The sequence below is a fragment of the uncultured Boseongicola sp. genome (assembly GCF_937988555.1).
Classification (GTDB): Bacteria; Pseudomonadota; Alphaproteobacteria; order Rhodobacterales; family Rhodobacteraceae; genus Boseongicola.
This window is the reverse complement of sequence record NZ_CALJXO010000340.1, coordinates 1-13,318: the sequence shown is the minus strand read 5'-3', so window position 1 is coordinate 13,318 and position 13,318 is coordinate 1. Positions and strand designations below refer to the sequence as shown.

Annotated in this window: 14 protein-coding genes and 1 pseudogene; 11 read left to right on the top strand and 4 right to left on the bottom strand. The window is 56.9% G+C overall.

Annotated elements, in window-relative coordinates; all coding sequences use genetic code 11:
- Both Q1B15_RS20110 and coaD read left to right on the top strand, forming a co-directional pair.
- Positions 1-149: pseudogene (locus Q1B15_RS20110) on the top strand (histidine kinase); the annotation flags it as partial.
- A gap of 78 nt (positions 150-227) precedes the next feature.
- Positions 228-731, top strand: coding sequence for a pantetheine-phosphate adenylyltransferase (gene coaD, locus Q1B15_RS20105; RefSeq protein ID WP_299757266.1), 504 nt, complete (start codon positions 228-230; stop codon positions 729-731).
- A 7-nt stretch (positions 732-738) separates the two neighbouring features.
- On the opposite strand, the gene Q1B15_RS20100 is transcribed toward coaD, so the two are convergent.
- The 3 genes from Q1B15_RS20100 to Q1B15_RS20090 all read right to left on the bottom strand — a co-directional run bounded on the left by Q1B15_RS20100 (position 739) and on the right by Q1B15_RS20090 (position 1,681).
- The gene (locus tag Q1B15_RS20100) at positions 739-891 is read right to left on the bottom strand and encodes a hypothetical protein (protein WP_299757263.1); all 153 of its coding nucleotides are present in this window, start codon (positions 889-891) and stop codon (positions 739-741) included.
- 184 nt (positions 892-1,075) lie between these two features.
- Positions 1,076-1,237: a hypothetical protein gene (locus Q1B15_RS20095; RefSeq protein WP_299757261.1), complete on the bottom strand. Its 162-nt coding sequence runs from the start codon at positions 1,235-1,237 to the stop codon at positions 1,076-1,078.
- Positions 1,238-1,366: 129 nt separating this feature from the next.
- Positions 1,367-1,681, bottom strand: a complete 315-nt coding sequence (locus tag Q1B15_RS20090) for a DUF1476 domain-containing protein (protein WP_299757259.1) — start codon at positions 1,679-1,681, stop codon at positions 1,367-1,369.
- Positions 1,682-1,844: 163 nt separating this feature from the next.
- Here Q1B15_RS20090 and purC point away from each other — a divergent pair, with 163 nt between their 5' ends.
- The 7 genes from purC (at position 1,845) to Q1B15_RS20055 (ending at position 11,011) form a co-directional block, all read left to right on the top strand.
- Complete coding sequence (gene purC / locus Q1B15_RS20085) at positions 1,845-2,606, top strand: phosphoribosylaminoimidazolesuccinocarboxamide synthase (protein ID WP_299757256.1); 762 nt, start codon at positions 1,845-1,847, stop codon at positions 2,604-2,606.
- A 132-nt stretch (positions 2,607-2,738) separates the two neighbouring features.
- Positions 2,739-2,978 carry a phosphoribosylformylglycinamidine synthase subunit PurS gene (gene purS, locus Q1B15_RS20080; protein WP_299757254.1) on the top strand — a complete coding sequence of 80 codons (240 nt, stop codon included), beginning with the start codon at positions 2,739-2,741 and terminating at the stop codon, positions 2,976-2,978.
- Positions 2,978-4,015, top strand: a complete 1,038-nt coding sequence (locus Q1B15_RS20075; protein ID WP_299757252.1) for an alcohol dehydrogenase catalytic domain-containing protein — start codon at positions 2,978-2,980, stop codon at positions 4,013-4,015. The genes purS and Q1B15_RS20075 overlap by 1 nt, the downstream gene beginning before the upstream one ends.
- Positions 4,016-4,025: 10 nt before the next feature.
- Positions 4,026-4,694, top strand: a complete 669-nt coding sequence (gene purQ / locus Q1B15_RS20070; RefSeq protein WP_299757249.1) for a phosphoribosylformylglycinamidine synthase subunit PurQ — start codon at positions 4,026-4,028, stop codon at positions 4,692-4,694.
- Between the two features lie 94 nt (positions 4,695-4,788).
- The gene (locus Q1B15_RS20065; RefSeq protein WP_299757268.1) at positions 4,789-6,486 is read left to right on the top strand and encodes an ATP-binding protein; all 1,698 of its coding nucleotides are present in this window, start codon (positions 4,789-4,791) and stop codon (positions 6,484-6,486) included.
- Between the two features lie 16 nt (positions 6,487-6,502).
- Entirely contained in the window at positions 6,503-7,834 is a 1,332-nt protein-coding gene (locus tag Q1B15_RS20060) for a sigma-54 dependent transcriptional regulator (protein ID WP_299757247.1), read from the top strand.
- Positions 7,835-8,341: 507 nt separating this feature from the next.
- A complete protein-coding gene (locus tag Q1B15_RS20055; RefSeq protein WP_299757244.1) occupies positions 8,342-11,011 on the top strand; it encodes a ribonuclease E/G in 2,670 nt (889 codons plus the stop codon).
- A 4-nt stretch (positions 11,012-11,015) separates the two neighbouring features.
- On the opposite strand, the gene Q1B15_RS20050 is transcribed toward Q1B15_RS20055, so the two are convergent.
- A complete protein-coding gene (locus Q1B15_RS20050) occupies positions 11,016-11,243 on the bottom strand; it encodes a sulfurtransferase TusA family protein (protein WP_299757242.1) in 228 nt (75 codons plus the stop codon).
- A gap of 109 nt (positions 11,244-11,352) precedes the next feature.
- On the opposite strand from Q1B15_RS20050, the gene Q1B15_RS20045 reads away from it, so the two are divergent.
- Complete coding sequence (locus Q1B15_RS20045) at positions 11,353-12,108, top strand: cytochrome c biogenesis protein CcdA (RefSeq protein WP_299757240.1); 756 nt, start codon at positions 11,353-11,355, stop codon at positions 12,106-12,108.
- Positions 12,109-12,206: 98 nt separating this feature from the next.
- A partial coding sequence (locus tag Q1B15_RS20040) for a hypothetical protein (RefSeq protein ID WP_299757237.1) occupies positions 12,207-13,318 on the top strand: 1,112 nt, incomplete at its 3' end.

Sequence of the window (13,318 nt, the reverse complement as noted above, 5' to 3'; positions counted from 1 at the left end):
AAATGAGCGACGGCCGTTTTCGCCACATGCCAGTTTTGGACGGAGAACGCATGATAGGGCTGATCTCAATCGGCGATGTGGTCAAAGCGCGACTGTCCGAACTGGCCATGGAAAAAGACGCGCTTGAGGGTATGATCAAGGGATTCTGATCTGCAACTTATTGATCTGGTGATATTTTCATGCCACTCAGTGCGATAGACAAATCCTGAAGAGGCGCGGAAATACACATGCGGATCGGACTTTATCCCGGAACCTTTGATCCGGTCACCCTAGGGCATCTCGACATAATCCGTCGGGCGACGCATCTGGTGGATCGCCTTGTCATAGGTGTTGCCATCAACCGCGATAAAGGCCCGATGTTCTCACTTGATGAGCGGGTCGCAATGATCGAGGCCGAGTGCAAATCCATCGCAGAAGAGAGCGGCATCGAGATATTCGCGCATCCTTTCGAGAACCTGTTGATCGATTGCGCCAGCGACGTCGGGGCCGGTGTGATCATCCGAGGTCTGCGCGCGGTTGCGGACTTCGAGTATGAATTTCAGATGGTCGGTATGAACCGCGTACTTGATTCCAGTATCGAAACTGTCTTCCTCATGGCCGAAGCCAAACACCAGGCTATCGCGTCCAAATTGGTCAAAGAAATCGCTCGACTGGACGGGGACGTGTCAAATTTTGTGACGCCCTCGGTCCGTGACGCGCTTGTTTCGCGAGTGCAGCAAAACAAGCGCTAGGTCGCGTTTATTCGCCATAAACTGCGCGCGCAGCCAGCGCGTGAGCGTCGCCTTTGTAGATGCCAAGATCGAGCGCCACATCAACCGGAAGGCTGCTTATTTCACGAACCGTGCGGTTGTAGAGGCGTCGTTTGTTGATGGTGTTGAGAAGCATGTTCATTTTCAATTTCCAAATGTGATTTGTTTTCCGTTGAAACGTATATGGATCGAAGCCATGGCGGAAACAACGGACGAGTTTTAATATCGGCCTTGCGTGAGCTGCATAGGTTAAAGCTCTGTTTTAAAAGAAAAGGGCAGGCCAAAGCCTGCCCATAAAATTAGATACGTTACGCTTTTGCGCATTATCAGCCATAGACGGCCCGTCGCGCGATCTGTGGGATATCACCTTGATAGATGTCCAGATCGAGACGTGTATTCAATGTGGTCGACTGCAGCGCCGACACTGTTTTGGAGTAACGTGCGCGCTTTTCAGCGCGGTCACACAGGGTTCCAAAAAGCGAAGTCATGTTTGATCTCCTTTATGACAGGGTTAGGCTCACACTGCATAACTGGCACAAAGTTAGCGCTAAACAAGCGTAAATGCTGCAGAGCAGCATTGCGCGGTTTGCATAGCAGAATGAGGCCGAACTTGGACGCTATTTGTCTTCCATCAACTGGGCTTTTGCGACGCCCATCATTTCAGTCATCTTTGCGCGTATCTCGGCCTCGGTCGCCAAATCGCCAAGATCGCCAGACACCTTGCGATAGACGTCTTCGTCGCCGGCTTCCTCGAAATCGGCTTTGATCACTTCTTTGGCGTAATCCGCAGCCGCATCGTCTGCTTTGCCCATCAGCTCAGCCGCCCAAAGCCCCAACAGCTTGTTGCGGCGCGCTTCGGCTTTGAACTGCATCTCGGCGTCATGGGCATATTTATTTTCGAAAGCGTTCTCGCGATCGTTGAAAGTGCTCATAGGATAACTCTCCGTGTCGGATTAAAAGTTGCTGTTCATGATATGCCTGTGGACGAGGGCCGCGACAAGAGGTGCCGCGCTTGCCGCAAGGTCGCATCTGCCCTATAGCGACGCGAAAGAGCGGGGCAATTGCCCCGCGATACACGAGTTTGGGAATTCAGACATGGCACGTCGCAAGAAGGTCTATGAAGGCAAGGCCAAGATCCTCTATGAAGGCCCCGAGCCGGGGACTTTGGTCCAGTATTTCAAGGACGATGCGACTGCGTTCAATGCGCAAAAGAAAGACGTCATCGACGGTAAAGGTGTGCTGAACAACCGCCTGTCCGAGTTCTTCATGAAGGGCCTGACGCAGATCGGTGTGCCGACTCACTTCATTAAGCGCCTCAATATGCGCGAGCAGTTGATCCGCTCGGTCGAGATTATCCCGCTTGAAATTATCGTGCGCAACTACGCGGCTGGGACGATGTCTCAGCGGCTTGGTTTGGAAGAAGGCACGCAACTGCCCCGTCCCATCATCGAGTTTTGCCTGAAAGACGACGCCCTGGGCGATCCGCTTGTGTCGGAAGAGCATATTCTAGCCTTCGGATGGGCAGGTCAGCAGGACCTGGATGATATGATCGCGCTGGCGTTGCGGGTGAACGACTTCATGTCTGGCTGCATGTTCGCGGTCGGGATCAAGCTGGTGGATTTCAAGATCGAGATTGGCCGGGTTTGGGAAGGTGACTTCCAACGTTTGATTATTGCCGATGAAATCAGCCCAGATAGCTGTCGTCTGTGGGATATGGAAACGGGTCGGAAGCTTGATAAGGACGTATTCCGTCGGGATCTCGGTGATCTTGCGGATGCTTACACCGAAGTGGCGCGCCGTCTTGGTGTGTTGCCGACGAACGTGACCCACACCACAAAGCCAACATTGATCAACTAAGTGCGTCGCCCATTCAGAGCGCCCTACATTTTTGCAGGTCTTTGTGAAGTTCTAACGCCTCGGCGTTGGACAATTCGTTGCGAATCCGCAATAGAACAGTCAGATTAATTTTTGCGCTTCTTGGGGGTCGAGATGAAGGCACGTGTCCACATTATGCTGAAGAATGGCGTGTTGGATCCGCAAGGCGAAGCTATCCGCCATGCGCTTGGCACTCTGGGCTTTGATGGCGTCCACGGTGTGCGGCAGGGCAAGGTGATCGAAATTGATCTTGCGTCTAGCGACGCGGCCTCCGCGGAAGCTGAGGTTGGTAAAATGTGCGAAACACTTCTCGCCAACACCGTGATCGAAAGCTACGAGGTCGAGATTCTCTGATGCGCGCGGCGATCCTTAGAACATACAACGAGGATTTGTCGATCGAAGACGTGGCCGTGCCCGATTGCCCGGCCGACGGCGTTGTCCTGAAAGTCTTGTCCTGCGGCATATGCCGGTCCGATTGGCACGGCTGGGTGGGCGAACATCCCCGCGTGAAGCCGGGACAAATCGGGGGTCACGAATACTGCGGTGAAGTTGTCGAGGCCGGTTTTCAGGCGACCTACGCGGTAGGGGACCGTTTGATCGCGCCCTTCATTCTTGCCTGCGGAACCTGCCTGAATTGTCGCTCTGGCGCGTCAAATACCTGCGTCGATCAGCGCCTTCCGGGCTTTGTCGAGCCGGGCGCGTTTGCCGAATACGTGGCCGTGCCGCGCGACCATAATCTTGCACGCTTGCCCGAGGGCATGTCGCCTGCACTGGCGGCGGCTCTTGGATGTCGTGTCACGACGGCATGGCACGCTTTGACCGACCGCGCGGCATTACAGCCCGGCGAATGGCTGGCCGTGCATGGCACCGGCGGCGTCGGACTTGCGGCAATGCTTTTGGGCAAAGCGATCGGCGCGCGCGTGATTGTCACCGATATCGTGCCCGAGAAACTGATCCACGCGAAAGCGCTTGGTGCGGAACATGGCGTGGACGCCAGCGACGGCGAAAGTGCTGCGCGCATTCGCGATCTGACCGACGGCGGCGCTCATGTATCGGTTGAAGCTCTGGGGTTTCCGGCAACCGTCGCCGCATCGCTGGCCTGCTTGCGCCCCCTCGGGCGGCATGTGCAGGTTGGAATGCCAGTTGGACACCATGCGGTGCAGCCGATCAACCTTAACGCAGTCTACATGGGCAACCTCGCGGTCTACGGCACGCGCGGCATGCCTGCTTGGAAATACCCATCGCTTCTGTCGCTGATTGAAAGCGGCGCGGTGGACCTGTCGCCGATCATTGCGCGCGAGGTCAGCCTTTCGCAGACGGGTCGCGAGCTTGCTGCCTTCAACGGGCCGATGCCGCCCGGCGTGGCCGTGATTACCGATTTTCTGACCTAAGGGGTGCGATATGAAAGCCGCTGTTCTTGTCTTTCCGGGTTCCAACTGTGATCGCGATCTGGCCGTCGCGTTTCGCAACGCAGGGTGCTCTGTTGAGATGGTCTGGCACAAAGACACGACGCTGCCGGATGATGTTGATATCGTCGGTATTCCGGGCGGTTTCTCGTTTGGCGACTACCTGCGGTGCGGAGCGATCGCCGCACGCTCCCCTATTGTCGGTGCATTGAAATCCCACGTCGAACGTGGGGGATACGCGCTTGGGATTTGCAATGGCTTTCAGGTGTTGGTTGAAACCGGCCTTCTACCGGGCGCATTGATCCGCAATGCCGGGCTGAAATTCATCTGCAAGCCTGTCGATCTGACCGTCGAGACCACCGCCAGCGACTTCACGAGCGGCTATACCAAGGGGCAATCGGTGACTTATCCCGTGGCGCATCATGACGGCAACTACATTGCTGGACCGGACACGCTTGCCGCCTTGACTGGAGAAGATAGGGTCGCGTTTCGCTACGACGGCAATGTCAACGGATCGGCCGATAATATAGCAGGAATCCTGTCAGAAAACCGCCGCGTTCTGGGGCTTATGCCGCATCCGGAGAGGGCTGCAGATCCCGCCCTGGGCGGTGCAGATGGTGCGGATTTGTTCCGTTCATTGGCAATTGCGGCTGTCACGGCTTGAGCGGAGAGGCCCGACGCCTTAGATTCCCCCCATGAGCGACGCTCGGCGTAAACGCGCGACAAAATTTGCCGGTTCTTCCTGGCCGGTACGGGCGATGATGATTTTCGTCATCTCAGCCGCCGTTGCTGTTGTGTGGGTCACCAACCAGCTTTTGACCGAACGCTTCACTGAAAGTACCCGCAGCCGCGCTGAAGTCCGGCTCGCACTTTATTCGGGCAATATTCTCAGCGAATTGCAACGTAACCAGATCGTGCCGCAACTTTTGGCGCGTGACCCATCTTTGGTAGGAGCCCTGAATTCCAACGATTTTTCACAGTCTTCCCAGCGCCTTATCTCCTATCGCGATGAAATCGACGCTGCAGGCCTGATCCTGATCGACGGAGGCGGGCGTGCGGTTGCGGTCACGGATCGCCAGAAGCTTGGTTCGCAACATCGCTCGGAGCCCTATTTTGTAGAGGCTCTGCGTTCTGATGAGACGGTTTTCACCACGAACGTCACGGACAACGGCACGCGGTTGTTTTCCTATTCGCGCAAACTTGAAAATCTTGGCGAGACCATTGGCGTCATAGTCGTCGAATTGAACCTGCAACAGTTTGAAACCGCTTGGGCCGGGTTCACGGACGCCGTTGTTGTGACTGACAGCGAGGGTCAGATACTGCTTTCGACCGAGGGGCGTTGGCGCGGTCTGAGCGAAACTGAAGCGCTTGAATTGCGCTCGGCTCCCACCGCTATCCAGCGGGCGGTGCGCGCCACGTCTGATTGGTCCGTGCTTTCGATTGATGCATATGTCGAGGGCCAGCCGGTTATGCGACAAGAGGCGCGGGTCGGCTTTCAAGGTTGGCGGATGGCCAGCTTCACCACCTATGCGGGCGTGCGCGAGCGGGTAAATGCGTTCATTGCGCTTGAGATTATGATGTTTGCGATCATCCTTGCGGTGGGATTTTACTTTGCCAGCCGCAAAGCCACATCGCGGCTGGTGATTTTTCAGCGCGAGTCGGCGGAGCTTCGCCAGTTGAACGCCGCGCTGCAGCGAGAAATCGCTGAGCGCGAAAAGGCCGAACGCAACCTTGAAGTGGCCGAGCAAACCATTCAGCAATCATCGAAACTGGCGATTCTTGGCGAGATGTCTGCGGCCGTGAGCCACGAGTTGAACCAGCCCCTTGCGGCGATGAAAACCTACCTCGCCGGGGCCAAGTTATTGTTGCAGCGCCGCCGCCCGGATGAGGCCTTGTCCTCGTTCCAGCGGATTGATGATTTGATCGAGCGTATGGGGTCGATTACGCGGCAGTTGAAATCCTACGCGCGCAAGGGCGGCGATGCCTTTGAAACCATTGATGTAAGGGATTCTGTATCCAGTGCGCTCTCGATGATGGAGCCGCAGCTGCGGCAGCGTAAAATGGCGATCACCTCGTCTCTGCCACGCGACCCGGTCTATGTCGATGCCGACCGTATTCGTCTGGAGCAGGTGCTGATAAACCTATTGCGCAATGCGCTGGACGCCACCAAAGGCGTGACCGATCCCGAGGTTATTTTGCTTCTGTCTGTTTCCGACGAAGTGCTGATCACCGTGCGTGACAACGGCGTCGGAATTGATGACCTCGAAAGCCTGTTCGAGCCGTTTTACACAACCAAGGCCCCAGGCGACGGGGTGGGGCTGGGGCTTGCTATTTCATCGGGGATAGTCAACGACCTTGGAGGCCGGATGACGGCGAAAAACGGCCAAAGCGGGGGCGCACTGTTTGAAATCAGTCTACCGCTTGCCGATATGGCAGCTGGTAAGGCTGCAGAATAAACGTGAGGACGCATTGATGGCAAAGGCCATGAAAATCGCGATTGTCGACGATGAACAGGACATGCGGCAGTCGATCAGCCAATGGCTGGCGTTGTCGGGGTTCGACACCGAAACTTTCCCCAGTGCGGAAGACGCACTGAAGAGCCTTGGCTCCGAGTACCCGGGCGTTGTGGTCAGTGATATCAAGATGCCGGGCATGGACGGCATGGCCTTCTTGAAACGTCTGATGGGCGTGGATTCCGCGCTGCCGGTCATCATGATTACTGGGCACGGCGATGTGCCGATGGCGGTCGAGGCGATGCGTGTTGGCGCGTTTGATTTCCTTGAAAAGCCGTTCAACCCCGACAAGATGACCGAACTGGCCAAGAAGGCGACCAACGCGCGCCGGCTGACGCTTGATAACAGGGCATTGCGCCGCGAGTTGTCGGATGGGTCTGGTATCATCAAAAAGCTCGTCGGGGCGTCTCCGGTGATGGAGCGTTTGCGCGAGGATATTCTCGATCTGGGGCAAGCGGATGGCCATGTCCTTATCGACGGCGAGACCGGCACCGGTAAAACCCTGGTGGCGCATGCACTTCATGCCGTGGGCGCAAAGGCGGGCCGGAAATTCGTGCTGTTTTCCTGCGCGGCGCACGAGGAAGACGCCCTTGCCGCGCGGCTTTTTGGACCGAACGATACCGACGAACGGCTGCCCTTGCTGGAAGAGGCGCGTGGTGGCACGCTTGTTCTGGAAGATATCGAGACGCTTCCCGAGAAGCTTCAGGCGCGTCTTCTTACATGGATGAATGAGCAAGGCACGCCAGCGGAAACGCGGATCGTTGCAATCAGTAACCTTCAGGAGGCCGGACGCACCTGCGAGGACGCGCTGCGTCCCGATCTCTATTACCGCCTCGCCGCGATGAAGATCACGCTGCCGCCCCTGCGTCAGCGCGGCGAAGATATGTTGTTGTTGTTCCAACGCTTTTCAGAGCAGTTCGCGGAAGAATATGGCTGCGACGCGCCGGAGGTCAGTGCGCAAGAGGCGGCGCAACTTCTGCAAGCGCCGTGGCCCGGAAACATTCGCCAGCTTTTGAACATCGCCGAACGCGCGGTTTTGCAGTCGCGGCGCGGTTCGGGCACGATTGCGTCGTTGTTGATGGCCGACAGCGACGAGACCGACATGAATGTGACCACAGAAGGCAAACCACTGAAGGAATACGTGGAAGCCTTTGAGCGGATGCTGATCGACAACACCATGCGTCGTCACCGGGGCGCGATTGTGAATGTCATGGACGAACTTTGCCTGCCGCGTCGGACATTGAACGAGAAAATGGCGAAATACGGGCTTCAGCGTTCAGAGTATCTTTAAGAAAGCCGCTTGGGCGGCGCCGCCGGGCAGGGGGCTTTTGCCCCCGCCCGATGCAAGTTCTCCAAAGTATTTGCAAAAAGCGCGACACTGGTGCAGCGCCAGCGTGAAATCGTCGAACTTCGGGATTGTATTTTATCCCCAACCCCCTTTATGTTGAGTGTGCAACAAGATCGGGCCATGCGCCCCAAAGTGTTGTTAAAAAATTTTCGCTGTTCCAGACGTTTAGCTCGAGTGTTTTGAGCAGTCTGGCCTGGCAACTCGGCCTTAGGGCCGCAAAACCGAATTGCCCGAGACGCGATTTTGCAGCGCCGGGCTCATAACGGGCGCCATTATAAGGCGCCGGAGAAGAAACGCGATGACGCGTGCGAGGGCATTAAAGAGCATGTCCCCGACCCGGAAAGGTCGGGCCCCATTGTCTACGCCGCGTCCAGTCGCCATCAACAGTCGTATTGCAATCAGCTCCTCCCTTCTCAGGCGGGGGGCTGTGCGCGTGCGCGGAAAGTCAACATGTCAAAGAAAATGCTTATCGATGCCACCCACGCGGAAGAGACCCGTGTTGTGGTGGTCGACGGAAACAAGGTCGAGGAATTTGATTTTGAGTCCGAAAACAAACGGCAGCTTGCCGGGAATATTTACCTCGCAAAGATAACGCGGGTCGAGCCTTCGCTTCAGGCCGCGTTTGTGGACTATGGCGGCAATCGCCACGGTTTCCTCGCGTTCTCGGAAATTCACCCTGACTATTACCAGATCCCGGTCGCGGATCGCGAAGCGCTTCTGGCCGAAGAGATGGCCTTTGCTGAAGCCGAAGCGGCCGAGGAAGAAAAGCCAAGAAAGCGCCGCTCGCGCGGTGGGCGATCCCGCTCGAAGGCCGCCGAGGTCGAGAATAAAGACGAAACCATTACCGCGGAAGTCGCTGACGAAATTACCGATGCCGAGGCCCCCGCTTTGACCGAAGGTGTCGGAGACGCGCCGGCTGTGAGCGATGATGCACCCAAGGCTATTTCTGGTATGGATGTAGTCGATCTTGATGGTGAGGCGGATGACGCGGCACCGATCGTCGATGATCAAGGCGACGACGACACGCCCTATTCGGCGATGGATAACGCGGCAGAAACCGACGAAACGATCGAATCTGTTGCTGATGACGACACCCAGGAAGACATTCGCCCACCTCGAAGATCGCGTCCGCGGCGTTACAAAATTCAAGAAGTTATCAAAGTCCGTCAGATACTTCTGGTCCAGGTCGTTAAAGAAGAGCGCGGCAACAAAGGCGCGGCCCTTACAACTTACCTGAGCCTTGCCGGGCGCTATTGTGTGCTTATGCCGAACACGGCGCGCGGTGGCGGCATCTCTCGCAAGATCACCCAAGTCGCGGACCGCAAGAAGCTGAAGGAAATCGCGGCTGAGATCGACGTGCCCAAGGGCGCCGGCCTGATCATCCGAACGGCAGGGTCCAAGCGAACCAAGACCGAAATCAAGCGGGACTACGAATATCTTCAGCGTATGTGGGAGCAAATTCGCGAATTGACGCTGAAGTCGATCGCGCCTGCTCAGATTTACGAAGAAGGCAATCTGATCAAGCGGTCGATCCGTGATTTGTACAGCCGCGAGATTGACGAGGTTCTGGTCGAGGGCGAGTTTGGCTACCGCACAGCTAAAGACTTTATGAAGATGATCATGCCGAGCCACGCAAAAAACGTGAAGCTTTACACCGATGGAATGCCGCTGTTTGCGCGCTTTCAGGTGGAAAGCTACCTTTCGGGCATGTTCAACCCGACTGTGCAACTAAGGTCGGGCGGTTATATCGTGATCGATGTGACCGAAGCTTTGGTGGCCATCGATGTAAACTCGGGCAAAGCGACCAAAGAGAATTCAATCGAAGACACTGCGCTGAAAACCAACCTTGAGGCGGCCGAAGAAGTGGCGCGTCAGTTGCGTCTGCGCGACCTTGCCGGTCTGATTGTGATCGACTTCATCGACATGGAAGAGCGCCGCAACAACGCATCCGTCGAAAAGCGTTTCAAGGATAGGCTTAAGACAGATCGCGCCCGCATTCAGGTCGGTCGCATTTCGGGCTTTGGCCTTCTCGAGATGTCGCGCCAGCGTTTGCGTCCGGGCATGCTTGAAGCCTCGACCCAGCCGTGTCGGGCATGTCATGGCACCGGTCTGATCCGGTCGGACGACAGTCTTGGCCTGAATATTTTGCGTCAGCTTGAAGAAGAAGGCGTGCGCAAACGGTCGCGCGAGGCTTTGGTCAAGGCGCCGGTTTCGATTATCAATTTCCTGATGAACAACAAACGCGAGCATATTGCGCAAATCGAAGCGCGTTACGGCATGGCGGTACGGTTGGAAGCCGATCCGTTCCTGATTTCGCCTGACTTCACCATCGAGAAATTCAAGACGGCGACTCGGGTGATTGATACTTCTGCACCGGTTGTGTCGGTTGATCCGGCTTTGATGGCCGAGATCGAGGAAGATCTGGCTTCGGAGGCGGCCGAGACAGTGGAAGAAACAGATGTGGTCGACGCGGCACCACGGTCCGAGGAAGATAACGAAGATCGGCCGAAAAAGCGCCGCCGTCGTCGTCGTCGTCGTCGCGGTGGCGGAGGCGGTCGCGAGGATGATGAGGCACAAAATACCGAGAACGGCGCGCCAGAAGCTAGCGAGGCTGTCAGCGAGACGGCTAGCGAAACCGCGGGCGCCGCGCCGTCGGAACTTGCTGAAGCACTGGTGGCTGACGCCGAGGCCGAGACCCCGAAAAAGCCACGTCGGTCACGGTCACGACGCAAGACAGAAGCGCCAGTCGAAGAGCAAGCTAACGATGATGCGGCCCCTACGGAAAGCGTGGAAGCAGTTCCTGATGTGGTTGAAAACGCCCCAGAAGTAGCCGAGGCTGTGGCTGAGAAGGAAGCTCCAAAGCCCAAGCGCAAACGTGCGCCACGCAAGAAAAAAGTCGAAGAGGCAGTTAACGAAGCGCCGGTCGAGGCCGCAGCAGCGCCAGAAGTGATGGCGGCTGAGCCGCTAATGCCAGAGGCACCAGCGGCAGTTGCGACACCAGGACCAACTCCAGAGCCCGAACCACGGCCCGAGCCAGTGATGGTCGCGGACGTACCGGCGCCTGAAGAAACGCCTCCCAAGCCACGCAAGCGTGGATGGTGGTCAGCGGGTCGGTCGTAGCGGCTTATTTACGCTTGATAAGATAGACCTGAACGCCACCGTCATCGGTGGCGTTCAGCATTTCATGACCTTGTTCGGCGCAAAAATGTGGGACGTCGACAATGGCTGCCGGATCATCCGCGCGCATTTCCAAAACTTGTCCCGATGCCATCTCGCGCAGCCGCTTGGCCGCCTTCAAAACGGGCAGGGGACATAAAAGCCCGGTCGCATCAAGGGTGTCATCAGTTGCCATGGCACGATCGCTAAGCGGGATGTTACAGTTTGTCCACTTAGATTTGAGCGCTTGTGTCGTGACGCCGACTTAAAGACCGCATAGGTGTCGTCAAGTGAAGGGAACGTAAATGTTCGGTTTTGACCTCTTTGACGCCTCGCTTTTGCCGGCGATGACGATTTCGCTGATGGCGGGAGTTTTGTCCTTCCTGAGCCCATGCGTCCTGCCGATAGTGCCGCCCTATCTGGCCTATATGGGCGGGATATCGGTCACCGAAATGCAGGGTGGCGAAAAAGCTGCGCGGCGGCGCACGATGGTGTCTGCTGTTTTCTTTGTCATGGGTCTTTCGACGGTCTTCATGATCCTTGGGTTCACGGCGTCGGTATTCGGGCGTTTTTTCCTGACAAATCAGGATTGGTTCGTTCTTGCAGCCGGGCTTGTGATCATGATTTTTGGCGCGCATTTTCTTGGGATTTACCGGATCGCTTTCATGGACAGAGAAATGCGGGTGGACGCGGGTGATCGGGGTGGCTCGGCCTTTGGCGCTTATGTGCTTGGCCTTGCTTTCGCGTTTGGCTGGACTCCGTGCATCGGGCCCATTCTTGGGGCGATTCTGTCCATTGCAGCGTCCGAGGCGGATGTGGTGCGCGGCACGACATTGCTTGCGGCCTATGCGGCCGGGCTTGGAATACCGTTTCTGCTGGTCGCGGCCTTTTTCCCTCGGATGACCGGTCTGATGGCTTGGATGCGCCAACATATGGAGCGGATCGAGCGGATCATGGGGCTGTTATTGTGGACTGTGGGGCTGTTGATGCTCACGGGAAGCTTTACTGATTTCGCCTGGTGGCTGAACGAGCAATTCCCTGTTTTGCAGACATTCGGTTGAGAACCGAGCAATTGTTTCCGGGAGCTTGACCGGGGCTTGTTTTTTTGCACTGCGTTCTACCGAATGGTTTCTCCCGTCTGAGTGCATGGGGTAGTCTCTTGACCATGCTGCCGCGTCGAAAATCACAGGTGTCCCGCCGCCGGGTATTTTACATCCCTGGCTATGACCCCAATCCGCCGCGGCGCTACCGCGAGCTATACCGTAGCGAGGGTCGCAAGCAGGCTGAGGTCTCAGGGTATGAGATTGACCAGAAATGCGAAGCCCGCGAGACGGGCTGGCGTGTGCGCGCAAAGATCGATGGGGTCAGCACGGTCAGCAAGGTGGATGTTCTTGTCTGGCACGACCTTCTGCGCGGTTCGATGAGCGCCGGCATTACGGGGACCTATCTGGCGTTGTTACGGACATGCTGGCTCTATCTGACGACCGGCACGTTTCGCAGGCTTGGCTGGCTGGCGAAGGGCCCGGTTATTGCTGCGCTATACCCGGTGGTGATTCTATTGGCGCAATTGTCGGTGGCTCTCTTAGGCGCAAGTCTTCTGGCCAGTGGCGCGGTCTGGGCGACCTATGAAGTCGGAACCGCACTGGTGTCGTATCTGGGTCAACAGCAGGGCGTCAGTGGGTGGCTCTGGACGCTTGTCGGTGCCGGCGTCTTTTGGGCGCTGTTCCTACCGCTGACGCTTGGTGTCCTTCGGTGGTTCAAATCGAAAGACGACAGAACCTATGCCTATTACCTTATGCAGGGCTATGCCTATTCGGCCTCCAAGCGCGGTGTTTATCCAGATGAGATCGAAGCGCGACTGCACGAGTTCCGCCATCGGATTGAAGCAGCCCTACGCGAAGATATTGATGAAGTTTTGATCGTTGGGCACAGTTCGGGCGCGCAAATGGCGGTGTCGATTGTCGCCGATATCGTGCGCTTAAAGTGTTTGTCCGAGACTGGCCCGGCGCTGTCTTTGCTGACGCTTGGGCAAGTCATTCCGATGACGAGCTTCCTTCCGGAAGCCAAACGCATTCGCCGCGATTTGCGCCTTCTGGCAACGGCGCAAGAAATCACCTGGGTCGATGTGTCGGACCCGTCCGATAGATGCTGTTTTGCGCTCACGGATCCGGTTTCAGTCTCGGGCGTGTCGCCGGGCAACAGTCAGCAATGGCCTTTGATTTTGTCGGCGGCCTTCAGCGAGGCGCTGTCGCCTGAGTGGTTGGCAAGTTT